At 39.6% G+C, this 26434-nt stretch carries 24 protein-coding genes, 1 other RNA gene and 1 pseudogene; all 26 read right to left on the reverse strand.

Translation table 11 applies throughout. The features are described 5' to 3' along the window. Positions 1-265: 265 nt before the first annotated feature. Positions 266-1615, reverse strand: a complete 1350-nt coding sequence (locus H346_RS0105535; protein WP_027970212.1) for a glucose-6-phosphate isomerase — start codon at positions 1613-1615, stop codon at positions 266-268. Between the two features lie 444 nt (positions 1616-2059). Next, on the reverse strand, positions 2060-2680 hold the full coding sequence (locus tag H346_RS0105540; protein WP_027970213.1) for a hypothetical protein: 621 nt from the start codon (positions 2678-2680) through the stop codon (positions 2060-2062). Between the two features lie 180 nt (positions 2681-2860). Then, positions 2861-2958: signal recognition particle sRNA small type (gene ffs / locus H346_RS10255), an RNA gene on the reverse strand. Positions 2959-3116: 158 nt separating this feature from the next. Continuing rightward, positions 3117-3665 (reverse strand): ribosome hibernation-promoting factor, HPF/YfiA family, encoded by a 549-nt coding sequence (gene hpf, locus H346_RS0105545; protein ID WP_027970214.1) that lies wholly within the window; start codon positions 3663-3665, stop codon positions 3117-3119. Between the two features lie 434 nt (positions 3666-4099). Next, a complete protein-coding gene (locus H346_RS0105550; protein WP_027970215.1) occupies positions 4100-5383 on the reverse strand; it encodes an ISLre2 family transposase in 1284 nt (427 codons plus the stop codon). A 119-nt stretch (positions 5384-5502) separates the two neighbouring features. Beyond that, entirely contained in the window at positions 5503-5700 is a 198-nt protein-coding gene (locus H346_RS0105555) for a hypothetical protein (protein ID WP_027970216.1), read from the reverse strand. Next, the gene (locus H346_RS0105560; RefSeq protein WP_027970217.1) at positions 5697-6308 is read right to left on the reverse strand and encodes a hypothetical protein; all 612 of its coding nucleotides are present in this window, start codon (positions 6306-6308) and stop codon (positions 5697-5699) included. Before H346_RS0105560 ends, H346_RS0105555 begins: the two co-directional genes overlap by 4 nt. Before the next feature lie 14 nt (positions 6309-6322). Next, on the reverse strand, positions 6323-7957 hold the full coding sequence (locus H346_RS0105565) for a relaxase/mobilization nuclease domain-containing protein (RefSeq protein ID WP_027970218.1): 1635 nt from the start codon (positions 7955-7957) through the stop codon (positions 6323-6325). Beyond that, positions 7951-8346, reverse strand: coding sequence for a plasmid mobilization protein (locus tag H346_RS0105570; protein ID WP_027970219.1), 396 nt, complete (start codon positions 8344-8346; stop codon positions 7951-7953). The genes H346_RS0105565 and H346_RS0105570 overlap by 7 nt, the downstream gene beginning before the upstream one ends. Before the next feature lie 224 nt (positions 8347-8570). Then, entirely contained in the window at positions 8571-9008 is a 438-nt protein-coding gene (locus tag H346_RS0105575; protein WP_027970220.1) for a hypothetical protein, read from the reverse strand. Positions 9009-9078: 70 nt separating this feature from the next. Then, a complete protein-coding gene (locus tag H346_RS0105580) occupies positions 9079-12210 on the reverse strand; it encodes a PBECR4 domain-containing protein (protein WP_027970221.1) in 3132 nt (1043 codons plus the stop codon). Continuing rightward, entirely contained in the window at positions 12211-12468 is a 258-nt protein-coding gene (locus tag H346_RS0105585; protein WP_208595722.1) for a hypothetical protein, read from the reverse strand. 18 nt (positions 12469-12486) lie between these two features. Continuing rightward, entirely contained in the window at positions 12487-14286 is a 1800-nt protein-coding gene (locus H346_RS0105590; protein ID WP_027970223.1) for a VirD4-like conjugal transfer protein, CD1115 family, read from the reverse strand. Continuing rightward, entirely contained in the window at positions 14283-14801 is a 519-nt protein-coding gene (locus H346_RS0105595) for a hypothetical protein (RefSeq protein WP_027970224.1), read from the reverse strand. Before H346_RS0105595 ends, H346_RS0105590 begins: the two co-directional genes overlap by 4 nt. 12 nt (positions 14802-14813) lie before the next feature. After that, positions 14814-15656: a hypothetical protein gene (locus H346_RS0105600; protein ID WP_027970225.1), complete on the reverse strand. Its 843-nt coding sequence runs from the start codon at positions 15654-15656 to the stop codon at positions 14814-14816. Continuing rightward, the gene (locus H346_RS0105605; RefSeq protein ID WP_027970226.1) at positions 15610-15882 is read right to left on the reverse strand and encodes a hypothetical protein; all 273 of its coding nucleotides are present in this window, start codon (positions 15880-15882) and stop codon (positions 15610-15612) included. Before H346_RS0105605 ends, H346_RS0105600 begins: the two co-directional genes overlap by 47 nt. Next, positions 15879-16520, reverse strand: coding sequence for a hypothetical protein (locus H346_RS0105610; RefSeq protein ID WP_037562703.1), 642 nt, complete (start codon positions 16518-16520; stop codon positions 15879-15881). The genes H346_RS0105605 and H346_RS0105610 overlap by 4 nt, the downstream gene beginning before the upstream one ends. Before the next feature lie 21 nt (positions 16521-16541). Next, complete coding sequence (locus H346_RS0105615) at positions 16542-19175, reverse strand: phage tail tip lysozyme (protein WP_027970228.1); 2634 nt, start codon at positions 19173-19175, stop codon at positions 16542-16544. Positions 19176-19194: 19 nt separating this feature from the next. Beyond that, the gene (locus tag H346_RS0105620; RefSeq protein ID WP_027970229.1) at positions 19195-21549 is read right to left on the reverse strand and encodes a VirB4-like conjugal transfer ATPase, CD1110 family; all 2355 of its coding nucleotides are present in this window, start codon (positions 21547-21549) and stop codon (positions 19195-19197) included. Beyond that, complete coding sequence (locus H346_RS0105625) at positions 21509-21856, reverse strand: PrgI family protein (protein ID WP_008089400.1); 348 nt, start codon at positions 21854-21856, stop codon at positions 21509-21511. The genes H346_RS0105620 and H346_RS0105625 overlap by 41 nt, the downstream gene beginning before the upstream one ends. Positions 21857-22615: 759 nt before the next feature. Then, on the reverse strand, positions 22616-22834 hold the full coding sequence (locus tag H346_RS0105635) for a hypothetical protein (protein WP_027970231.1): 219 nt from the start codon (positions 22832-22834) through the stop codon (positions 22616-22618). 33 nt (positions 22835-22867) lie between these two features. After that, positions 22868-23434: pseudogene (locus H346_RS09780) on the reverse strand (hypothetical protein). An 11-nt stretch (positions 23435-23445) separates the two neighbouring features. Beyond that, a complete protein-coding gene (locus H346_RS0105645; protein WP_027970232.1) occupies positions 23446-24195 on the reverse strand; it encodes a hypothetical protein in 750 nt (249 codons plus the stop codon). An 18-nt stretch (positions 24196-24213) separates the two neighbouring features. Next, positions 24214-24438 (reverse strand): hypothetical protein, encoded by a 225-nt coding sequence (locus H346_RS0105650; RefSeq protein ID WP_001195396.1) that lies wholly within the window; start codon positions 24436-24438, stop codon positions 24214-24216. Between the two features lie 88 nt (positions 24439-24526). Further along, on the reverse strand, positions 24527-25012 hold the full coding sequence (locus tag H346_RS0105655; RefSeq protein ID WP_027970233.1) for a hypothetical protein: 486 nt from the start codon (positions 25010-25012) through the stop codon (positions 24527-24529). Between the two features lie 235 nt (positions 25013-25247). Next, positions 25248-26434, reverse strand: a 1187-nt coding sequence (locus H346_RS09785) for an SspB-related isopeptide-forming adhesin (RefSeq protein ID WP_156888857.1), incomplete at its 5' end; no start/stop codon positions are given.

Genomic DNA, 26434 nt, shown 5'->3' on the forward strand with positions numbered 1-26434 from the left:
TAATCTTTTCTTTAATTTTATCTTATTATTAAAAATTCAATTAATTCGGTTTTTCTGGATATAGAATCTTGTTATATGCTATCTCATGAATTTTTGTCAATATTCTTTTTAGAAATACATTAAAAACTTTGATAATTCTTATTTTATTAGGATACAATGCTCTTATTGACAAAGTCAGCATCTCAGTATTTGGAAATCGATTTTTAAGGAGATTTATAACCGCCAAAAAAGACCTCCCTAGCGAGAAGTCTTTTGAATTTCTGTATTAAAGTCGGGCATTAAGCTCTGCTGACAGCGCTTCAAATCCTGGTTTGCCAAGAAGTGCAAACATGTTGCGCTTATAAGCTTCAACACCTGGTTGGTCAAATGGGTTAACCCCATTCATATAGCCTGAAATAGCAATTGCTAATTCAAAGAAGTAAATGGTGTAACCCAGTGTGAACTCGTCTTGAGCTGGAAGTGTGACAAACATATTTGGCACACCACCATCTGTGTGAGCAAGAAGCACACCATCAGTTGCTTTTTTGTTAACAAAGTCAACATCTTTCCCTTGAAGGTAACCAAGTCCATCTAGGTCTTCAGCCATATCAGGAATCATCACATTTTTACGAGGGTTATCAACACGCACAACGGTTTCAAAGAGGTTACGGTAACCTTCTTGGATGAATTGACCGAGTGAATGAAGGTCTGTTGAAAAGTTGGCTGATGTTGGGTAAATCCCTTTTTGGTCTTTTCCTTCAGATTCACCGGCTAATTGCTTCCACCATTCGCCAAAGTACTGAAGAGATGGCTCATAGTTCGCCAAAATTTCAGTAATATAGCCTTTACGGTAAAGCACATTACGAACAGCTGCATATTGGTAAGCAATGTTGTCAGCGATTTTATCGGAAGATAATTCTTTACGGGCAGCATTTGCCCCTTCCATAAGGGCTGTAATATCTGCACCGGATGCTGCAATCGGAAGTAAGCCAACAGCTGTTAAAACCGAGAAACGACCACCGACATTATCTGGAACAACAAATGTTTCCCAGTTGTTAGCGTCAGCTTCTACCTTAACTGCACCCTTTGCCTTATCAGTTGTTGCATAAATGCGTTTGTTGGCCTCTTCATGACCGTATTTTTTCACCAAAAGTTCTTTGAAAACACGAAAGGCAATCGCTGGTTCAGTGGTGGTACCCGATTTAGAAATAACATTAACTGAAAAGTCTTTATCTTGAACGTATTCCACAAGATCAGCTAGGTAAGTTGACGAAATAGAATTACCCGCATAAAGAATTTGTGGCGCTTTGCGTTCTTGTACGGTTTGCAAGTTAGCAAAATGGTTGTTCAAGAAATCAATGGCTGCTTTAGCACCAAGATAGGAACCACCGATACCGATAACAACAAGAACATCACTTTCACCTTTAATTTTTTCAGCCGCTTTAAGAATACGAGCAAATTCTTCTTTATCATAGTTTTCTGGAAGGTCAAGCCAACCCAAGAAATCTGAACCTGGTCCAGTTCCTTCACGTAATAATTTATCAGCTTCTGTTACTTGACCTTGTAAAAAATCAATTTCGTGTTGTCCTACAAATGAGTCGAGGACTTTTGAATAATCAAATGTAATATGTGACATTAGTTTCACTCCCTTAAATTTTAGGTTCCACTAGTATGATAACCTTTTCTAAGCAATATTTCAATGATTTTTGCCGTATTTCGGCATCTTGATTGGGTTGCGCTATGAAAGGGGTTTCACACTATTTAACATGATAAGAACAAGCTTTATAGCACCTCAATGGGTATTATTCGGACACTTGTTGATAATACTTTTCATCTCTTTTGATATTTTTCAGAAAACATGCTCCCATTCCCCATAGAAACAGACACTGAATAACCGATAACTGATCAACCCGATCAGGTCATTTGACCATTCTAGTGAAGTCCTTAGCAAAGCATTCATCTCGTTATCACATTTAGTGTTGGCATTTCAGCTTCCATTTTTTCAACGTTAAAAAAGACTGAAGACAACTATTTAAAACGAATCTTTTCTTCAGCCTAAACCGACCTTTGACCATCCCTCTTATTTTAAAGATTTGATGATTTCAATACGGGTAATCATGCCCTCATGCATATGGTCAATGCGCAAGGCAACATCTGCAAAAGCGATTGAAGCACCAATCGTTGCCATTTTTTCTTCCAATTCTAAGTGGCGAAGCATCAAGTCACGCATGAGTTCATCTTTACTTGCTGCTGGCAAATCAACACGTGCTAAAACATTTGCCACTTTAACTTTTTGACTACCTCGAACAATAACACTAGAAGTATCGTCAAAACTGGTAAAAAGGTATTTTCGTGTTGCAAATAAAATCGTCAAGGCAAGGACACTCAATAAAGAATCAATTGATGAACCGTGTGATACAACAATTTGACGTGCAATGGCAAACAAGAGCACTTCAATAATTGTACCTGAGGTATGCTTACTCAACATTTTAATCAACTCAACCCCAATGGCAATGCTCATCGCCTGATTGAGGAAATTCTGCAAGTAAGTATCTAGTCCAGTCTTAATGGAAAAAATCCCTGTCAACATTAACGCTAAATGACCCGTCAAAATCAATAAAGAAATTAACAATATGACGGAAATCAAAATCTCAATATAATACGATAACTCATACAGTCTAACTTGGAAATACTTTCTCATCCTAACTCCTTAATTTTTCTTATTTCCATTATATAAAAATGATCACGATTTGAACACTTGAAAAACACCTCTCTAAAAAACTGTTTCCTTGAATAAACCTTGGTCGGTGTGTTCTTTTACTGTCCCTACCACAAAAAATTACAAGAGAATGTACCTGCGAAAGGTTGACATAATTGTTTTTTTAACAACAAAAAAAGAGCACACACCTGACATCGCTTAGGGCTGCTGGATTCCTCCCCTGACCCACTTCACGCACAAGTGTTGCTCCAACTACTATTATAGCATATCGCTATCGTTTTGTAAATTAGATTTGTTCGGTATACATGCCGTAAGCATGAAATATTTTTCTAGATATTTAGAATAAGATTAATTAACAAAAAACTTGAATGACAAATCATCTAGAGAACAGTCTACTCTTTTCGTTATCCTAAGATAACTACTTAGCTTCAATAAGTCCTAAATCACCATCTTCACGACGATAAAGAATATTTGTTTCCCCATCTTCAGCATCCGTATAGATAAAGAAGTCATGTCCTAGCAACTCCATTTGCAAACGTGCTTCTTCAACATCCATTGGCTTTAAAGTAACGTTTTTAGTACGAACAACTTTTACCTCTGGCATCTCGTCCACTTGCTCAACTTCAAATTCAGTTGTAAAAACTTGACTCGTTGAAACTTTTTCACGATGTTTTTTAGCAATTTTAGTCTTATTTTTTCTAATTTGACGTTCAATCTTATCGACTACTAAATCAATTGAACCATACATATCTTGTGAAACATCTTCTGCACGAAGAGTCACTGAGCCTAGTGGGATAGTCACTTCAACTTTAGACGATTTTTCACGATAAATTTTCAAATTAACACGTGCATCTATTTCTTGTTCTTTAACAAAATATTTTTCAATCTTAGTAAGCTTTGATTTTACATAGTCACGAATCGCTTCAGTCACTTCGATATTTTCTCCACGAATACTGAATTTAATCATAGGACACCTCTTTCTTACGCTTTAAGCGCTTTCTTTATCTTTAATATCATTATACCGCTTTCATGAAAATTTGCAAGTTTTACCGTGCAATTGGTATGTGTCTAAATTTCTGGGAAAGTCCAACTAACCCTTATAACCTAAGAAAACTCTAGGTTCTTTTATTCCAAAAAAGACTGAAACAAAGGTTTTCTCTGCTTCAGTCTTGACGATATTGTTTACGACATGATACAATACTGTTTGACTGATTAAGCAAAGGTCCTTTTTGTCTTAATCGGTGGTGTAGAAGGTTGCGCTTCTGCACCTTTTTTCGTTTTATCTTACTATTATTGTACCACAGACAACCCAGTAATGCAAGGGTTTCGGGGCATAAACACACCAAAAAAGCCTCTAAAATTTAATGTTTTAGCGGTTGCTATAGGATAGATTTTTTGTAGTCATCGCCTGATTACCACTGCATCATGAGGATAATGGTTAACCAAATGGCCAGCACCTAAGCCCCTGCCTCGATACTTCTGGTACTGCTTTCGCCAATCGCCAAAGAAGAGCTCACCTAGTTTATTTATCCGTTCCAATAAGATAATTTTAGCCATAGCACAAGCTCCTTTGATGGACCAATACATACCACGGTGCTTCATGCGGTATGTCACTTTGCGATGTTGGCTTTCCATAACACCGATTCCCCCTGAGGTTAGCCCTCGTAATTTAGAGGGTCTGGTGTCCCTGAAATTTCTAAAAAGCTTTTGTTTAAAAGCGGTATATTTATCATACTCGTCTTCTGTTTCAATCAATGTCTCCACCGTATCAAAGACTGTTTCAAGTAAGGATTTCTGATGAGCCTTGATAGCTTTAAAGGCTAAATCCTTTAGTATGACTGGATAGGGCTTCAGGAAGGCTTTGACTTGTTCGTTTAAGTGATAGGCATCCCAGAAGTGTTCATGGTGTTTGATACCGAGGGCTTTTTTTATCTCTTGAAAGACACGTTTCGTATAGCCCTTGCCATTATCTGAATTGGTAATAAGGATAGTCTTATCGGTTATCCCAAAGTGGTTATAGAGGTAATCCAGCAATTCTTCTCGTGCCTTGTCATAATTGGTATGAATAATCTCGTGCTTATTTTGGAGAATATAGCGTTCTTTGCCAACTTTCTTGGCTCCCGTATGAACGAGGAAATGAGCTAAATCTGTATTGTGACGCTCATCTCCTCCTGAAGTCGTTTTAACCATCACACCGTCTCCCTCCAGGTAGAGCTTCTCTACTTGGAGTTTTTTTGGTTGTTCTGCTTCCAGTAAGAAGCGATACTGTTCCTTCTCTGAAAATAGTCGTTCTGCTAGTTTAACAGCTTTTAAAACCGCATCCTTTGTCACCGCCAAACCATAAGCGGTTTGAATCGTTCGACAGACCTCCCGATAAGATAACTTAGAAGCATGTTCCGCCATATGAAACATCAATTCAGGAGAATAGCGCATATAGGGTTTTAGCCCTAGCCACTCGTCCACTGGGTAGCGAGTTTCTCTTCCTCTTCGCCAGCGATTTCTTGAAAAGGTGATTTCTCCAAAGGTAAAGAGAACGGTTCGCTCACTGCTATCCACTCGTTTGTAGCCATGTTGGCGCATGGTAGGAGCTATTTGTTCGTCATAGTCCCTTAGCTGTTTCAAAAACTCCTTCTCACGCCGTCTAGCCATTTCTGCTACAAATGTTTTCTCATCAAATCCAGTCATTTTCATAAATTTATTATACTGGAAATAAAGAGAAACTTTTCAGAAAGAACGCTTTAGAACAAGTTGAAGATACAATGTTACGGATTTTCCTTTTTTTGAAAAAAATGTCAACAGGCTTCTCACAAGTTTAGATAGGCTTCTCTTGTTTTTAGAAAGTCCTCCACCTCTTTCTCACGTTGCTTAACCTGTTCTTTAGTCATATTGTCATTTGTTAAGGCAGCTAATAAAACCTGTTTGGGATCTTGTAAGCTGGCATCAATATACAGACAAGATGAGGCAAGCCCATCTTCTCTATCTTGCTTCTTTTTATCTGTCATAGGTTTGTCCTTTTTTCTTCTTCTGAAAACAAATTTGTGTAGGCTTCATTGAAAGTATCACGAATACGATACCAAACCGGATTGACAGTTAGACCAAAGTATTCTCTGATATCCAAGTTAGGACAACGACGAAGAATAGGAGCCGTTTCAGGATGGGTCTCCGCAAATGCTAAACCGACATCTGGGTTAAACCATTTCATAACAGTTTCTAGTTCCTCTTGTTCCCTAACATCTAATTCTGATTCTGTATGTTTTAGGAAGCAAGAGTTCACAAGATCTTGTTTCGTTTTCGCATAATCGTATTCAAAAAGGGAAACAACCCCATTTATTGTAATCAAGTCATAATATGGTGTGTGTGATGCATTGAATTTCTGATGAACATCATGCATGGATTTAAAGCGTCCTTCCCACAAACAAGACAAATCTTCTTTAGCGTAATAAATCGTTAACAAACCAATATCTTTTTGTAGAAGGAATCGGGCATAGTCCTCTTGCCAAAAGCTATGATACTGTTCCCATTCTTCTGGATGGACAGGAAATTGTTTCCCATAATATTCAATCGTTATTACCTTTTCGGTTTCTTCTAGTGAAATTTTATAATGTGACATGTACTATTCCTTTCTTAAAGTGACTTTTCTTCTGACTCATATTTGCAAGCACTTATCTCACGAGAATGAATATGGTCTTTCATTTCTTGGTAGGTTGTGTAGGTCTTCAGCGTATCCTCAAAAAATTCTTGCAAGGCTTCCTTCTCTATTTCAAACTGTTGAATGGTTTGACGAATATCTGAAATGGCGATATCTTTTGGGAGTCCTAGTTCATCTAATAACTGAATGGCAGATAAACTATTTTCGGGTGTTTGTTCAATGGCAAGCAAAGCTCCTTCAATTTTATGGTAGTAGGCTAGTCGTTCATCTAAACGTTGTAATTCTTGATGTGTTGACTCGATTTTGTCATTGAATTGTTCCTCCAAATGTTGAAATTGGATACCATCAGTTACCCCGTGTTCAACCAAGAAATTATACTCCTTAATAAGTTCTCGCATAGATGAGATGTGAGGATTTTTTGTGATAAGCATTTCTCCATTTTGTTTGGCTAATTGTCTAGCTACAGTTAGTCCCATCATGTAGCGGTTCTTTTGAGACTGTTCTGGATTGAGAAAATAAAAGTAATCTTTTTCCTTGATATAAATCGTGTAGTTGCCATCTTCCGTTTTATCTACTTTGTGAGCAGGTACTAAAATAGTGCCACTATTCAGAGCGCCATAATCCATTTGGGTATAAATACCTTGCTTACTTTCTTGTTCTACTTGCCAAGCAGCTACGGCGATTTTTAATTCAAAGTCACTATCTGCTTGAGCTCTTCCTTCTTGATAGCGTTCCTTAATTTCAGAGACATTGTAAACCAACTGATTTTTATTGACTCGTTCTTTAATTTGTTCTAGTGAGTAGCGACCTTTCTTTGACAAGGTATCATCTCTGACTCGTCTTTTTTGAGGTTGATCTGTTAATTGATACTTGACAAATTTTCCAGAAAAATCAATCTGAAGATCAAGAGCCTTTGCTTTTTCCTTAAAATCTTCTAGTGAAGTTGACTGCTTAAGCAAAAAATCTAAGCGTTGCTTAATCTCGAAGCGATAATTATTTTGTCTGCGCCAAGCTGAATATTTGGTATAAGAATTTTTCATGGTTGGCTCAATAATTTTTGCTCCATATTTGGCCGCATACTTATCTGAAATGGCTCGTAAATTTTTTAGTGTATTCTTCTGCCAACGCATCTTTTTCAGTGTTGAATTATTTGTCGTTGATAAGATGATGTGATTATGGAGATGTTTTTTATCGGTATGAGTTGCGATCACAAATTCATAATCCCCTCCAGTAAATTCCATCATGGTCTGTCTGCCAATCTCATGAACTTGTTCTGGGGTTAGGTTATCTTCTGGCGAAAAGGATTGGATAATGTGGTGTGCTAAGACCTGTTTTCCTGAATTTAATTCTTTGAGGTCATCATCTCCTTTTTTAAACGCTGCGGCTAACTTTGTCATAACCATTTCTTCATCAGCCACGTTAACATCTTCAATCCCGTGACCAGATACCAATTTAACTTGCATCTCGCCATTGTGATAAACCAAAGGAAATTCTAACTCCTTATTTCCAGAATCAGTAACTATAGTTTTAGCTTCGTTTAGAATATAGTTTACTGCTCGTTTGAGATTGCCTGTTGTTTTGATTTGTTTCGGTGGTTTAATGGCTACCATTCGTCAATATCCGTCCTTACTGTTCGTTTTCTTTCAAGTAAACTGCGTTTTTCCTCACTAGTTAGTTTCTCCGCTACCATCTCTTTCAAGTCAGAAAGAAGTTCTAAAACGTGTGATAGTTCTTCAGGAGTGATAGCTTGATTTTCATTAGCGTGTTTTGCAATCTGGTTGATATTCCCACCAATCCGATTAACGGCAACTCGTAAATTTTTCAATTCTGAAAAATCAATTTGGACTAGCTTTCCCTGGACGAGTTGATTCTTGGCATAGTATTGAAAATTTTTGGTTCCCATCTGTTCCATAGCTTTTCTTACTTGGCTGTATTCCTCTGGCTTGAATCGAACTTTCATCTCTATATTTCTTCTTCGTTTTTCTTTTAGTATTGCCATTTTATAAAATCCTTTCGTAAATGTTCTCGGAATTTCGAGGTGGGGAAACCCTACCTCTCCTTCCGGCAAGCTTAGCATTTGGGGCCCCGAATGCGAATTTAAAAAAGGTCAAAGAAGGTCAATCTTACGATTTTCCTTCGTACCTTTTTCAGTTTTGGGGAAATCCCCAAGCCCCTAGTGCCTCCCTTTTTGAAGAGACGTTCTTTTTTGTTTTGTTAAAATTATTAGCGAAATTGCTTCAACATTTTTTCAAAAAGTGAAGATTTTTGTTTTGGTTTTTCCTCAACCTGTGACGCTTTTTCTGAAGCTGTTTCCTGTTGGGAATTGAGTTGTGCTGCTAGAAGTTCTAACTGATTCTCGTTGAGTGGTTGGAAGAGAGATTGACCAATTTGTATCTCTGTCATCATTATTTTTTCATTGACCACGACTTGAAAATCGTCATCACTAATCATCTCCAAGAGCTGAATATTTTCTTCTTGCCAGCTCACTAGAGAAGTGTCTTCTTTATCAAGCAATTCCTTATCTGCTCTTAACTGTTCCAAAACTTTCTGACGAGTTAGATCACCAGCCGAAGGAGAAATGCCTTGGATGATATCACCATCCATGAGAGGGATAAAGTCAGATAGGATGGTCAGTAATTGGTTTTCTTGATAGTCATTCATGTGTGTTGTCCTCCTTGTGGTGGTATTGTTTTGAGTTTGACCTTAGGGGATTTTTGGGTATCTCGTTCGGTCATTTCGAGAGCCCCTTTTCTTTTTTTGACTGAGCCTCCTGTTTCAATTCTTGCTTGTGTTCCTCCACAGCTTGCTTGCTTTGGTCTTTGAACTTTTGAAGCTTTTGTTCAAACTGATACTTGGTTTGTTTCTCTTGAGCAAGGCGCAATTGTTCCAACTGTTGATCCATCCGAACCAGTAGACTTTTGGCTTCTTGTTGGACAATATCAAGCTGTGCTTCTAAATCAGCAAGAGTTTCTTTATCGTCAGACCAACTCGCTAAATAACCAAAGGAATAGCCTGAGGTATCCAGACCATAATAAGCTGATACCACATAGGCCACGCTCTCTGCTTGGAGTTCTGCTGTACTTCTTGTCAGTTGTTCTTTTTGAGGATTATTGGCATGATGTAACTCCGAGTGAGCTGTTTCATGTAGGAAGGTTTTGATCAGTTGAGACTTGTTCATGTCATTACTGCGTAAGACAATTTGATGCTCTGTGGGATTGTAATAGCCTTTGGCTTCACCTTGCATTTCTTCAAAGCGGACAGAGACATTATTAGCTTTAGCAATGCTCATCATGGCACGGTAGAGATTGGCATAGTCTAAATCAGATACCTGTTCCTTGACTTCTGAAATGGCTTTAGGCATCTCCTCCCCATCTGTCTGACTCACATCAAAAACGGGGACCAATCCAAAGAATGTGACGGTCTCTGGTTTACCATTTTTATCCAAGATGGGCTGATTGTTCTCGTCCTTTTTGAGTTTAGTCATTGGAGCAAAAATACGAATAGACTTCTCTCCTTTTTTAACATGGCGCTCAAATGTTTCCTTCCATTGCTTAAAAGAAGCAACCTGAGTGGCTTCTGGATTTTGAGCTAAGATCAATCGTAAATTGCGACTAGAGTAGTTATTGAGTTGACTCATTTTGGTTAAGTAGTCTTTGTATTTATCTGAATTCAGATACTCTTTAATCCCAGCTTTTAGATGGCGATTGAGGCCTGCGACATCTTTATTTTTGATAAAGTCTGCGACGTCTACACTACCACTTGCAAGAGCTGTTTCTTCAGGAAGATTGGTCAGTTCTTCTCTTGCTTTAGAACTTGGTGTTGATCTAAAATCGTGAGGGTTCGTTCCTTGTTTAAGCTCTTCTTCATCTGAAATACCATCACCGTCTGAGTCAATTTTAGGATGAATTGGAGCTGTTTCCTCTTTGAAAATTTCTGTTTTCATAGCTCCTAGATTGCCGTCTTTTAGAATTGCAAGCAATTCTTTTCCTCCATCCTGAATGTAGTCATCATTGATTGACAATTGCTCAATCACACCATTACGTTCACGATAAATTCCTAGAATTGTATTCTTTGTCCCCTTCGTAACGAGCTGTAAATTGATTGGTTCAGTCAGATTTAGAGTTGATACTGGAAATGAAACATCTCCAAGTGTTTTGAAAGCTAACAATAATTGTTCATTCTCTGTTCGTATAGCAGAACTAGCATGAATTGCTTTCATTTTTTTAATATCCGCAATATTTGTAAACATAAAAGACTTAGCTTGGATAATTTCCTCGAATAACGGGAGAACTTGAGCTTTACTAATAAATCCTCGATTTACGAGAATATTTGCAAAGTGTCCATCTCCTGTAGCCAATCGCTCAACCAAACGTTCCGCTGTTAAATTTTTTCCAATTGGACGGATACCAGTTAAGTGCATAAACTTATCTTTGTCATAATTGATTTTTATGGCATCAACTTTCCCACCTTCCTGATAAACATAGGTTACCGAAGAGCCTGCCAGAGTAGTCAAGTACCATTGAGCTGTTTGTTGGAGAATGGGGGCATAGGCATTTAGGCTTCTTAAATCTTCTTCTGTCGCAATATGATAGCCCTCACGAATAGTTGACACATAAGCATTATCCGTGGTAAAATGTAAAAAACGAGGGGATATTGTCGGGTGACTGGTAACAGCTTGCTCAAAGGTAGCTGAGTTTTCAGCTACGGGTGCGGGACTGCCTTCAGCTTTGGGCTGTAAAGACCCCCAACTAACATTGGTCCCCTCCTTTTTTTCTTGCTCCAGAATAGATTCTGGAGCTTTTTTTGTGTCCTCAATCATTGCTTTCCTTTCTGCTTTGCTTTCCTGGAGATACTGATTCCAATCCATCTTTTCTTGACCTTCTTCTTTAGGAGGTCTGGCATCGATGATTGGAATCTTTTTTTCTCGTAAGATTTCTAGAAAATCTGTGCCTGCCTTATCGTTATCCACCGCAAGGGTAATCAGATTATCCTGCTTATGGTCATGAAAGAGGGTGGATGTTTGGGCCGCCTTAGCCAAAAATTGAGACGTTTTAGTCAAGTCCCTAGCTTTGGTGTAATCTCTACCATCTTCTACTAATACTCCCTGTTCCTGAAGAGCTTCCATGGCATAGCGAGAAACGATACCTTCTTTCAGCCCTTCCATGGCAACTAGCCTGACATCCTCTAATTGGTCCTTATGAAGCTCGTAGTAGCTCATCAGGTCAATGGGAGCCTCTGCTACAATCAACCGTTTAGGAGAGCCGATAGATACATTTAAACCAGCAATACCCTCTGACTGGTACATGATTTGTTTGAGGTAGCCCTTACCTTCATAGCGTTCTGGATAAGGAGATAAGCCCTGAAGGCTAGCCCCAACAATAGTCTGACTTTTATCCAGGTATTTAAAGACCAGGACATCTTCTGTAAAGCCGTCACGATCTCGTCGTCTCGCTTGTGCGAGCACCCCTTTTTCGAGGAAGAAATTGATGGTCTCATCCGATAAGCCTCTGACTTCTTTTAAGTAGTTTCTCGCTTCTCTAAAAGGCTGTTCATAGGGGCTTAGACGGTAGCGGAAAGGCTGCCTTGTTTCCTCCATCAGCTTTGCTTCAGGGAACTGACCTGTCTCTAGGAACTTCATGGCATCCGCATAGCTAACCTGTCTGATTTCTTGTACTAGGTTAATCGTATCGCCATAAGTCCCTCTAGAATACCAGTGCCAAGTATTTTTATGGGTATCGATCTTGAAAGAGTCATGTTCTTTCCAATAATATTCTTTATGAGAGTTTCGTTTCATCTCCATCCCTAGGCTTCTAGCGACCTCTAAGATGGAAAGGGATTTGGCTTGTGCTTTGGTTAATGCCATCTATTTTTCCTCCTTCAGTAATGTTTTAAAGAGTTCATAGCCCTCAGGAGTACTTTCAAGGGATTCTGCAAGCAATGGCTCTTTTTGCTCTATTGTCACAAAGAGATGAGGGGCAAGTTGATAAAACGTTGCTTCATCTGCTTGTTCCAAAACCTGCCAAATAGCCTGGTATTCTAACATTAGGTTTTCTGCTTTCAAGGCAAGTGGTTGGCTAATGGTTTCTAAATAGCCGAGTCGTCTTTTTGTATCAGTCATCATATCATCCTTTCTACTAGCTTAAGCTGCAAAGAGTTCTTCAAACTCTGGGGTTAAATCTGTCGCATGAAGCAACAGACCATCAATATCTGTTCCTAGACGCTTATAGTCATACCATTTTTCTTTATCTTCAGGGGAGTGGGCAATGTCATGTTGTCTTGGATGATCATAAACACTAGCCTTCTTGTCTTTAAAAACATTTTGTTTTGAAATAAATACCAATCCCTCATCTACACCAATTCTAGCCACTTCATCAGGAGTTAGGAGAGGACGGCCTTGGATTTGTTTGTTTTCACCAGAAGAACCGTTACGATAGCTATGCGTTTTTGAGGTTGACCTTGTTCTAATCGTTTGTTTTCCTGAACGGGTTGAGTAGTATTCCATGGTATCTTTATCATTGGTTCCCAAAAAAAGATGGGTAGCGCAGTTATTAAAGATGGTTTTCCAATCACTCTTATAGAGAGATTCCAATTGGTTAACGGCTTGAATAATGATTTTAATGGACATCTCACGGCTACGAATAGAGGATAAGACCTGGGTAAAGTTTGGAATACGGCCAATCTGCGCAAACTCATCTAAAATAAATTGGATATGTCTGAGATTTTGTCTGCTGTATCCAGGGACTTTTCCCTGGAGAATAGTATCTGCCTTGTGGGTTAAGACCTCAAAACCAACCGCAAAAAGGATAGAGGATAAAAAGTTAAAGGCATTGTTGGTTTCTGGGATGGCAATAAAAACAGCCATTTTCTTTATATTCCAGCTATCCATCTCCATGGTGTCCTCACTGATGAGCTTTCTCACGTCGTCATGATCAAAGATGGAATACCTAGAAGAAAGAATAGCCACAACACTATTTCTTGTTTCCCCCTTAAAGTTCTGGAAAAGTTTCCACTGTTTGTAAGCATAATTACCAGGTTGTAATTCTTCTAGCTCTTCAAACATCTGTTCGACAGAACTAGGAACCTCTGGGTCTTCACGATAGATACCACGTAAGAGATCAGCCACGTGACCAAGATTTGGCATATAAAGCTGTGCGCCTGTTTCAGGATCTCTAGAGTCAAAATAGAGCCAACCAATTAAAGCCCGCTGCAACATTAATTCTGCCTGCACCCAGAAATCTTCTCCCATGTGCTCACTCTTCTTAGTGCCTTCTGTAATAGCTTCAGAGATGCGGTCAATGTCTAATTCTGAGGTCATGTAGTGAAAGGGATTAAAGCGATCAGAATTCTTTAGACGAATGAGATCAAAGATTTTTACGGCATAGCCATGTTTCTCGAGCATCTTTCCAGTCTCATGTACCAGGTTTCCTTTAGGGTCTGTCACGACAAAATTAGAATTCAGCTGCATCAGATTAGGGAGCACAAAGGTAAAGGTTTTCCCATCCCCTGGAAGACCAATGACGATGACATTCTTATTGAGTTGAACGTTATAAGCTAGTCTGAAGTTAAAAAGGCCCATTTTCACCTGCTTAGTAAAGAGCATGTTCTTATCACTATCCTTATCCTCAAAGCGTTTCATCTCTCTTAATGTCGCGAATCGAGCACTCCCTTGTTCCTCACCGTGACGATAAGCACTTTTGTCTCTAGATACATAAACCAATAGGGGTAGACCAAAAGCAATAAAGCCAGCCATCAAAGCGTCAGGTTCAAAGGAGAGTCTCAAGGAAACTAAGGACCAATTCTCTAGTAACCAATTCACCCGAAGTATCCCCATAAAAGGCACCGCTTGTGTCGCTAGTTGATAGTAAGCGTAGAAAGATTGGCATAAGATAAATGACAAAAGCCCCACCACTAGGTAGGGCCAAATTGGCTTTCTGGTCATCGTGCTTTCTCCTTTACGATTTCTTTTGTGACGACTGGACTCATTCCTTTATAGACAACATTGGTTTTGTAATAGGCGAGTTTGTCTTCTGGGGGCATTTCATGGGGTTTTCTCAAGACCTTTTTAGAAAACTTCTCTAGTTCCTCAGGAGTCTTTGTGATATCAGCCAACATGTCTTTAATGGCTTTTTCCGCCAAAAGACGGTTTTTACTTTCAAAAATGAGATAGGTCATCTCCCCTTTTTGGTAGTAGGTAAACCCCACCTTAACTTTCTCTAAGTAACATTTAAGTTTTTCAAGATGGACTTCACTACTTAAAAGCTGTTCCACATCTTTTTGTGATTTGGTTGCCATAAAGTCATTGAAACGGGTTTCGCCTTCAAATGTTTGATGGTCTAGCTTGTATTGTTTGTGGTCATGATAAGCCTTGGAAAGGATGTAAAGGGCTTGAATGGTTAATTCTAAAGTCACTTTACCCTTTAAGGCTAGGGAATGACTGGTTCTTGCTTGATCCATATCTTTACCTTTCTATTTTGGATAATTGGTTTGTTTAGGGATTTTAATGATTCGGTAACCATAAGGAGTCATAGAAACTGCTTTAACGGTTAGTGTTAGTCGTGTCTGAGTTCTAGTCTCCCCATCTTTGATTGCTAGGACATAGGTTAGTTGATAAATTTGATCATCTGCTTGGTTCACTGATTCCAAAATGACCGATTGTAATTGGCCAGATGGGTGTTTGAATTCCAGTTTTGGAGACATAAAATCACCTAACTTCCCTTGTTCTGAATAGTAATGCGGCAAGAAATAGCGGGCAAATGCATCCAACCGTCCTGTCTGTGACTGAAGCGTTTCTAATTGCTTCACTTGTTGGTTCAGATAAGAAAGTTCTTTTTCCTGTTTAAGAGATAAGCTTGTCGTAAAGCCGGCTATCGTAAGGCTGACTCCCATTCCAACCAAAAGGAGGCCCTGCCATAAGACTTTCAAAAAGGAAGAGATGCTTTTTCCCTTAATAGACTGTGTTTCAATATCTGAGACGGCCTTTCTAAGCTCTTGTTTCTCTTTTGGACTGGATTTCTGGCTGCTCTTGTCTCTGGAACGTGTCCAAAACCACTTCTGGTTGGACTGAGATTCCTTTTGATGAGTAGTTGTTCCACTTTTTAGAAAAAGACTATCTGCGATCCCTTCAAAGGGAAGATAGATATCCTCTTGGTAAATCACGACTCCCTTCTTATCCAACTCTTCCACCAAAAGCAGCCCTTCTGCCTCCTGGTGTTTCACTTTGGCGTTTTCTCGCTCTAAGGCTTGGTAAACCAAGTCCTTGTTCTTATAAGTCGTTGCCGTGTCCAGTGTCAGATTGGTTAGACGGTACATGGTTTTGTCCTCCTTTCAATTTTCCTGCAGCAATTTGTTTTTCAATATCCGCCCAGGTCAACTGGTGCTTAGCTAAATAGTCTGAACGCTCTTCATGTTTGGCCAGAATGATTTGGGTATCCAATTCTTTTAGTTTTGCTTCCTCCTTTTTAGCTTTGACCAGATAGTCCTCATAACGGGCTTGAACTTTTGTGCGTTGTGTTTGTAATGTTTCTGATTTGGTCATGGTGTCTCTTTCCTTTCTGTTGATTGGTTTGTATTAGGTTGGTTGAGGGTTGGAAGTGATGCTTCTTGACTAGCATTCAGGGTGTCGACAATCAAAATTGGCTCAATATGGCTGATCAAGTATTTCTTGTCTTGTTTGATATAGCTAATCCTAAGGGTACTGTTGGACAGCACATCTTTTTGAGCATTCGTGTAGTCCTTCTTTTTTTGAAGTTGGGTTTGGATATAGCTGACTTTAGCTAATGCCACATGGTTTTCTTCGTCAATGTAAATAGTCGCTGATTTGAGCTTTGTATCAACGACATAGCCCTTATAGGCCTGTGCAGCAGGCTCTTTTTCACTAGCCACTTCTTGTTGGTAAGCGGCTTCTGTCATAAAGGGGAGATAACGATTGCGATTTTCTCCTAGGTCTTTCTTGGTAAAGTAAGCAACTAGAAAGTCTTTAACATAAGCCGTTGTTATTTCCGTCCCTTCCACCTTCTTGACTTGTTTAGTCGTCGGTTGTTCCTTTTTATTTGTCTGATGGTTGTTTGTCGTTGCTAGACCCAACCAAAGGACCATACCTAAAACAAGAATAACCGCAAAACCAAGTCCCATTAACTTTAAAAATTTGAGTTTTTCAGTATCAAGCATTTTCATGTATTGTTCCTTCTTTCTATATTATTTTGGTGTGGCAAAGCTATAAAATGGAGCTAACTGACAGACTCGGTAATGAATGCTATCTTGAATGCCTGCATAATTTAGTTCAGATACCAAAAAACTACCATCTGGATTAACGACTTCTACGATGCCAACATGTCCCCATTGTGGATACGTTCCATCAAAGCCGCCCGCCGTTGAAACGACAGCTCCCTTGATAGGCGTTGGGCTGTATCGCCACCCTTTAGCAACTAGATTTCGGACCCAATCTTGGCCATTACCGAGATAGCCATAAGCTCCTGATAAATCTTTGATATTTCCTAGCTCTACGGAACGATTGTAGGCATACCAAGTACATTGACCCACAGGATAACCACTACCTTGTTGGGTGGTCATTGCCGCTTGTGTTGGTGGATGAGAGAGCTTGTTTCGATATTCTTCTGGAAAGTGATAAGAAGACGCAAGCGTACCGCCCCCTATTAGCCTCTGTGTTAGAAAAGCATAAATCTGTTTAGCATTGTTTTGGCGCTCTAGGAGCTTATCGCCTGCATTTCCTTCCCAATTATTGAGAAAACGTTTCGTCAGTAGAGCAACGTCATCATGGCTAGTTAAAATACCAGTCACAATCGTCCTATAATAGGGATTATCTCCTTCTAACATAAAGTCTAGTTGCAGTTCTAAGTCATACCACTTTTTATTCTTTCCTTTCGCATAATTTAGCAACAAGGTATGTCTGGTTGAGCCATCCGTCGTATCGGTCCATTGCCCTAGACCAAGACCTCGACGGAGAATATTGGCATAGCCTCTATTATAAATAGCGGGACCACCAAGTGCTAGCCAAGCCTCATCATCCCAGGAAAAAGCTGAAGCCCCAACTGGTGGACTGAGGTAGTCACCTTCAGCTCGTTTCGGATTGATGTTGCTTTCTGTCGCAAAGTTTCCTAACATGGCAGCTAAGCCATTATCTGTTAGATTCGGCACCTTTTTCTTCAGATAATCTTTGATACTTCTTGCCTTTTGTCCCAAGTCACCGTCAAGTGTTGTCAGGACAGATGTTGTCTGGTTGTAAATGACAGACTGGAAATAGAAGCCTGGATTAACAGAAGTCCACTTGGCCTTTTGATCTTTAGTTGCTTTCTCTTCTAACTTCTGATATTGAATGGTTTGGTAACCATTGGTTGTCACCTTACCAATTTCATCGCCAGACGTGACTTCTACGCCATCTGTGACACGAAGGCTCCCAACTTTATAAAAAGTAAAGATTGCTTCATCCGTCTGAATGGATAGCCTATCGTCTTTTATTGAGACTTTTCCTGACAGGGGAGCTCGTAGAGCTTGGCCCGTTGTTGCTTTGAGCTGCGTCTTCTCGTAGATTTCTGTGGGTGATGTGTAACCGAAACGCTTCAGGATTGTCAAGGGATTGGCGTAAGAGGAATCTTCTTCACTGTAAAAAGGACTATCTAATTCCTGGTAAGAGGGATAACGTCCCACCTCTTTTGTCAGTTCTATCAGTTCCTTGTATTCTTCTAACTCGTCTTTCGTAAGCTTAGCCCATTTGAGAGGTGAAGAAGAGCCATAAAGGTCTGCCATTGTTTTAAGATTGTTTGGGTCATCATTTAAGTGATTCCAGAGATCATTAAGGGCATCCGAATAGTGGTTAAAGCCAAGATTCCCTGCTAATTCTCCTCCTGTCCCTTCTTTCCAATTACTGTCTGGATTCCACTCACTACCATAACGGTAATTCATGAAAAAGAGGATATCATCAATGTTGGTCCAGTAATCCACCTTGTCGTTTGATTTTTCTCGATCTCGCTTACTCACTTGAAGCCAAGAGTGATTGAGGTCAAATTCATTTTGTTGGACAGGACCACTCCCTCCTAAGATTCCCATAAAAAGAGCTAGAACCGCAAAGATTAGAAACATTAGGAAATAGGACTTAATAGCGAGAGGATTAGCTAAGATAGAGCGAAGAGGTTTTGAGACGATTTTAACTGCCTTACTTGTTCCTTTAGCTACTCTTCCTGCCTTTGTCAGTGCTGCTCGTTGCCTCACCTGTCGTATCTTTTTAGTGAGCTTTCCCTCCCAAGAGAATTCTTTTGGGGTTCTGGTGAAGCCACGTCCACGGGTGAAGTTATAAGCTCGGTTGACCTGTCCATAGCTGTGTTTAATGGAGTATTTAGCCAACTTTCCCCCAGCTCTTGCGGCACGCTTTGACGCATTCTTTTGGTACTGAAACTGACGGATGTCTTGTCTAGCTTTGACCCAATCTCCTAGAATATCGTTATTCCGCATGCTTCGCTCGACATCATGCCTTACCTTCATTTTAGTACCATTTTTTGCTCGTGTTTTCAGACGATTGGGAATGTAGCTATCATCCGCTTTTTTGGCTCGTTTATAGATGGTCTTTGCGACTTGTTTATTGAGCTTTGCCTTAGCGGCTTCTTGCTTAAAGAAAAGGGCTCTAGCCGTTGGTTTGGGGCCTTGATGTAAGATATAGTCTTTTTTGGCCAGTTTATAATCCTTTTTAGCTCTTTTGTATGCCATTTTAGACTCTAAGCGAGCTTCTTTAGGGACTTTCGCTTTATTGGAAGTGATGCCTTCCTTGATTCGTTGTTTTCGTTCTTGTCTGGCTTGTTTGGGATCTGTCTCATACATAGACCATCACCTCACTTTCTTAACCATCTGTTGCGACCAATTGGTAAAGTTTAGTTTCTTTAGCGATTGGATTTTCAAAGGGCACAATGGTTGTTCCTGCTACAATTAAGCCTGTGCCTTTCGCCTTAGGTCTTAGGACAAAGCGCTCTAGAGAAGGTGTGAGTGGGGTTACTTGCGACAGTGCTTCTAAATCGGTACGTTTGAGTTTTAAAAGCACCATAAATTCACAGTTGGCGACAAGTTTTCGCCCTTCTTCTGTTGAGAGGACTGTTTCAGGATTTTGTGTAATCCCTGTAGAGATAGCTCCGTACTTACGAATACGAGAATATAACTCGGTGAAGAAGGTAGCCTGGAGTTTATTTTTAAAGTAAAGTTGTAACTCATCAAAGTAAAGCCAAGTGGTTTTTTTCCCTTGGTGGTTGACCACCTGATTCCAGATGTAGTCTTGAATAACAAGAAGGGCAAAGGGTTTGAGTTTCCCACTTAATTGCTTAAGGTTAAAGATAATGAAGCGATTCTCCATATTGACATTGGTCGGATGTGCAAAGATGTCATTGGATCCTCTCGTGTAGGGTTCTGCTTTTAAAGCCAGCAGTTGTGCGACGTCTTCTGGCTGTTGTTCGAGAACGGTTTGCCAATCCTTAAAGGTAGGATGAAGATAGGCTTCATAGGTCTTTCTGGTCACTCGGTCAATCATGGCGAACTCATCGTCCGACACTTCAGAGAAAATATTTTCAAAAAGAGTTGAGAGAAGGTTGGACTTTTGGCCAATAGGGTCGTTATCTTCCGCCTGGAGTTTATCCTTATCAGGTAAATCAAGTAAATTAAAATGATGGGAAGATCCTGGGGCAATGGTAATGATTTCTGCCCCAAAGGCACGGCCAATTCCTGTATATTCGTCTTCGGCATCAATGATAATGATTTGGTCTTCTGGATAGCGTAAAAGAGTCGGAATAATTTCTCCTGCTTTAGCCAATACCGACTTTCCAGAACCTGGGATTCCAAAGATAACCCCTGATCCTGTATTTAAGTCCCGTTTACGGTCAACCGTTATTGCATTTTTGGAAAGTTGATTTTGACCATAATAAACAGCACGTGGGCTAGAGGAGCGTAAATCCACGTTGGTAAAGGGGACTTGTGTGGCTAGATTGCTGGTCGTCATATCCCTCATAAAACGACGTTTCACATTGATAAAGGGAATACCAATTGGCAAAATGGTGTTGAGGGCTTCTTCCTGATAAAGGTAACATTTGTCTAGCTCAACGGTATTCTTACGGACAGATCGTTGGACTTGTTCGGTATGATTATTGAGCTCTTCAAGGCTATCTGCCAGTAGGTAGATGGCCATGACTCCTGAAAACATCTTCTGATCATTATCCTGAAGCTCTTCCGTCCACTTTTCAGTCTCTCTTGAGGTTTCCACTGCTTTACCTCCGACCACTAAGTCACTAGAAATCATGGCTTTTGCGGCAGCTTTTTGGCTTTTAATCATTTCTCTACGGACACTAGATTGAACGGTTTTGATTTTCTTAATGGCTGCGCCTGTATCATAAGGTTTAGCATGTAGGCTAATAGCCAGCTCAATCCCCGTATCCAGAATATTCTTAATCAGCTTGTCATTCAAAAAAGTCGGGTACTGTCTAACATAGAGAACCCTCGCAAAAGAATCATCAATTTGCATATAATCTTTTTCAAATTTCAAATAGTTAGGGGCAATAAAGTCCCTAGTAGAAAGGCCTGACAAAGCAATATCTTCATAGTTGAAATCTAAAAAGGCTTCTTTTCGTAGAAGCTTTCTAAAAACAAGCAAGCGTTCTAAACCGTCCATCTCTCTAAATGAGATTCCCAAGCCGCTATACTGACTTTCAATAATGTTGGCCGTATCATCTAAGATACGACTGGCTTGTGGGGCTTGGTCTGATTGCGCCGTAATCGTTAAATACTTCTCCACTTTAAAGGTATTTTGGTCATGGGAGAAACGCTCCTTAATCATGGCATTATACTCACTACGGTAGTCATCATAGCCATCTTCTGCAAGGTCATAACGAATAGCAGTTAGGCTAGCTTTTTCCACTCTACGGTTAATGATAAGCAGCTGCAAATCATTATCAATGTCTAAAGAATTGAAAATATCGGCATTGGTTTCGATGACATCAATCCGTTCATCATCTGTGGCGGTAATATAGCTGGTATCTCCTAGACGATAGGTTTTAGAGTAAGTATCGTTTGTGATGGTCATCAGACCATCAGGTGTTAGGCTTTGGTAGTTTAAGCTGTTTTGTGTAGATGCAACCATGGTTCGTCTCAGACGTTTTGCCCGCTCTTTCTCAGCTTTAGTGCGTTTCGGGGTTTTCTTTCGGCCGAATAAAGTCATTTTTCGTCGTTTCCTTTCTGTCATAGTTGGTTTGATAAGTTCGTTCTTGCTTGGTTAAGAAAAAGCGAAGTTCATCTTTAATTTTTTCATCAATATGACACCCAAAAATAACAAAAGGCGCTAGTACTAAAAGACTAACGCCATAGAGGATAATATTGGGTGTTTTAAACCAAAAAAGAACTGAGGTTACAAGTACCGTCAGTCCTATCCCAAAGAGCAGTATCCACTGCCTTAAGGTCATATAGCCTAGGAATGGCCGTTCATAGCTATCCAGGGCTTTTAAAAATTCACTGCCTAAGCGTGTCATAGGGCTCCTTTCTTTGTATGGTATAATATATAAATAATTTTTAAAGAATAGAGGTAAATTAGGTGAGTTACTTTTACTATCGGGTATTTGAAAAAATTCAATCCCAACTGTCTTTGTTTCAATTGCTTTATCTTCATGTGCTACAAATTCTTTTTTATTCCTGGACAATCCAACTACTATTTCAGTTCCAAAGAATTTATATAAATTACCCTTCAGCGACTATTCGTTTCTTAACGTTTCAATTGCTAATATTTCTGATTGCACGATATTTTACAGTCTTCATAAAACATCGTATTTATTTGCTTACCCCAACTATAAAAAATGCCTTCCTCAAAGAAGATCGAGAATTACTTATAAATGAAATCGAGGAATCACTTCAAAAATCTCTCGAATTCACAAAATGGAGTTGTGGTATTTTATCGACTATTTTAACACTTGTACTAACTATGTTTTTCAATGCTGGTTTGAAAATACTTGATCGCACTATCTCGAATAGTGCACTTACTAAAGAACTTGCAGCACTGTCATTGGATCCTTACAAACTCACCCTCTTTTTCGTGTTAGTTGTTATTGTAATTATAGGGATAGTTTTAGCACACTACTTTATTGTTCAACTTTTCTCTTTTCACAAAAGACTTGTTTTAAAAGTTCTTAAAAATTGTAATTACGAATCATCCTACTATCTCTCAGATTGTTCAAAATGGAAAATTTTTAAAGAACTTACTAAAGAAGCCTTTCTATGGAATTATATCTGGAGTTTTATCCAGTATTTTTTCTGAATAGTCTTGCGTCGCTTCCACAAGCTAAAACAAAACCACTTAGCACTGCCAGCCAGTGTGGATGAAATGCCCAACAACATAGGTAATAAAATATGATAGTTCGTAGCAAGAAAAATAGGCCCCAAAGCGTTATTTTTACGCCACCTTTTCCAAGTCTTATCAATACTTGCCATCGATTTGGTAGGTATTTTTTTGTCATCGTTCCTCCTCATCATTCAACGACACAATCTTATCACAATAATGACACCCAATCCCGATTATCTTCCATATCTCCAATATACTCATCAAATAACGCTTTGTGGACTTCTTGGAACTTCAGGAAATAGTTATCATAGTCTTTACTGTCTTTAAAGGCAGATAGACCACGAGCAAGGTAGTCCATCCATTGCTTGAGATAGTCACCATAGGCCTCTTGATCTAGCTTTCCTAACTGGACCAGTTCGGTCATGTCTGATTGAAGTAAATCAATAATAGCCATCCCATAGGTTTCATCATGTTTAGCCTCCGCATATCGCCAAGCGTAGGTATACGCATGGGAAAACATTCGACTATCTATGGGAATCTCTTCAATTTTGACTCACCCATAAAGCAACCAGCTATATAAGGGTTCTGCTAGGGATTGAAACATCCTCTCGTAGGGAGCCAGATAGGAAACCATTTCTTCTAGAACTTCAATTTCTCTTTTCAGGTCTGAAACATCTTCTTGTTCCATGAACTTATTAGAGGTAAGACAAGTTGAAGCTCCTTCTTTTTTAACCTTGGTAAATTCTTGTTCTATCAATAGTTTCAAATTGGTCATGTTTTTCTCCTTTAGTTGACTTGCATAATGTTCTTGGCCATACGTTGGCTACCAAACAATACAATGATATAGATGATCCCTTTTCCAATAGCCATTAAAGCACTGATCCAAGCACCTTTGGTAGCGACCGTTAAGAGGTCATCTGTCACTATAGCTGGGTAAAGCATAATGACAATGACTAAAATCAATCCCTGAAGGACAGCTGCGATATAGAGCTTGAAAAAGCCAAAGCAAATGGGTCGAAGGCTTTCCATCATGTAACACGCCACGACAATTTTTCCAATTCCTTTGTAGGTATAGAGGGTAAAGGAACGCAACAAAATCAATAGTTTAGTCGATATTTGACCGATAAAGTCAACAACCCAGTAAGTTACCTGGAGGATGCCTTTTGCAGCCCAATTTAGATTTTTTACGCTAAATTCTACATTAGTTTTTACCTCTTTGACTCCTAATTTCGCCACCATCTTGATAATGACATTAAAGAGCCAGGACAGGCTATCAAAAATCTCATCCACATAGAGAATGAGAAAGAGGGCTATCGCATATTTGAGGATTTCCTCTATCCATAACTGTAAGGTCAACTCGCCACCATTGCTTTTGAGTTGCTGGTTCCAGTTAAGCAGGTTGATCCCCATGAAGAGTAAGAGAAGCAAGATAGCGACTTTTTCCATAGAGCCTGAGACTGTCTCCATCAGGTTATAAGCCGTTGGGTTATAGTCTTTAAGGCTCATTGTTAGTTGGTCTAGTGTGGATTGGTTCATGACCACCACCTCCTTGTCTTACCCAATAGAGGACAGTCCTGCGGCAAGGGCTGAAAAGAGGGTCTTCAGAACGCCTCCAAGAAGAGCACCTAGGATAACACTTTGGATCCCTTTGTCCTTCTTATCGTCCAATTCCCGACGAATCCCGATAGCCAAGTCCCAAGCACCCCAGGCCGCCCAACCAAGACCGACCAAACCTCCGATTGTTCCGATTTGATTCACAAAATTAACAACTGTTTGCATATAGATGTTTCTCACTTTCTGTTTTTCTAAAAAATAAAAGACACTAAGAATGACTTAGTGTCTATGTGTATGGTAGATTTTATGAGGATTAGACCTCATCTGAATAAAAGGTTAGAGAGAGGGCGGTGATGATAGCTAGGACAACGATAATAGTGGTTTCCCACCAGTAATAGATGGGAACACCATGAGGAAAGACAAAGCCAGTCATTAAGTTATTAAACCAATCAGGTGCTGGAATATCTTTTTGAATTAGAAAAGCATACCCTGCTATTCCAAAACCTAGAATAAAGTATGATAAAACTTTAAACACAAACCAACCAATAGCTGTCACCAGTAAACTCTTCAAAAGATTATAAATAAAGAGCAACAGGAAGACTGGTGTTATCGCTACTTTAACTAACAAACTCGGTAGGTTCTTTAAACTAGCTAGAAGAGCTTGTCCAAGCCACTTCAATCCTTTCTTCCATTTGTCCTCTTTAGGGGCTTGTGGAGCCTGTGGAGCTATTTGACGTGGCGTGTAATAGGTATAACCACTTTTTGTTACATGCATATCCATCTTTTTATCCTTTTCCATAACTGATTATCCCCTCTGATTTTTCTTTCATTATAGCATAAAATGATCAGAGCTTCTAGAGGCTCACCGCAGCCTTTTATCTGTTCTTAAATTAGACTAAGCCAAGATCTATCCACTCACCCTAACAAGCAACCCAATTTTTAGAGGAATCATGGAAAATTGAATGAGAAGTGACTTGCTAGAGAGAATGGACAGACCCAAAGTAATCTACTTTGATGGCTTATCCATTAATAACTTACTGTTGACGCTTTTTAAGCCCTACAACCCCTAAGAGTGAGAGTAAGGCTGCCCCAAGCACTGTTAGGACAGATACCCCTTGCTCACCTGTAGATGGTAAAGCTGGTGCTTTAGGAGTTACAGGTTGAGGTGGTTCTGGCGTATGAGTGGTAACTTTATTAGATTTCACAGGATTACCGTTGACATACAAGGTATACTCATTTGTCACATCACCTGCTTTAATACGCTTAACAACCACAAAAGCATCTGCTCCAAATTCGCTAGTACGTGGGATTTGTGCGAGGAAGTCTGCCTTAAAGGCCAACTCATAACGACCTGTTTCCTTATTGTAGGTTGTCTCAGTGTACTGAACTAAGTCAGTACCTTTAGGGATAATAGTGCCATCTGATAAAGTGAGATCAACTGTCGCAAAGACCTTGTCTTTCTGGTAGAGGTCATGCGTATTCTGGAGTTGATCCACAAATTTATATTCTGTTAGGTCATAGCCACGGTTACTTGGCACTACCCATCCTTCCAATTTATAAGTTACTTCATCACCGATTTTCACTGTGCCATTTTGGATAGACTTACCATCTTGGTCAAGCACTTCTTTATGAACAGCTAGTTCAGGCAGGTGGTTAACCACGATATTGCCGTAATAACCATTCCCCATATCTAATTGATAGGTTTGATTAGTAATGTCACCTTTCTTGAACTCTTGTTTAAGTTTAAACGACAAGTTGTAGGTAATATCTAACCCTTTTTGAACATAAGCTTTGTAAAAGGCTGCTGGGTCTTTAGCTACCCACATGTAAAACTCTCCCACTGGAGAAATGCCTGATGCCTTGATCAGTGCTTTTAGCTTATCGTCAAGGGTATCTTGAGATAACACATGGCGCATCTCTAAGAGATTGGTCACATCATCTCCGTTAGCGGCCTTAATGGAATTCACAACCAGTGAATGACCATCGATAGCTTCATCCTTGTAATCATCGACATAGATAAAGCCTTTCATGACACTTTCTTTGGCAGCTGTCATCCCTTTATACTGATCAAAATCTTGCTTAGCCACGTAAGTCAGCGTGCTGTTTGGCAAGACAGACTTCCCATCAATGGACTGACCCTTGTCATCCACAATGGTTTTAGTTGGCTGAATCAGATTATCATGCGGTGTTGGATTATCTCCTCCTGGATTACGAGGTGTTT

This window comes from Streptococcus castoreus DSM 17536, from assembly GCF_000425025.1.
GTDB classification, from domain to species: domain Bacteria; phylum Bacillota; class Bacilli; order Lactobacillales; family Streptococcaceae; genus Streptococcus; species Streptococcus castoreus.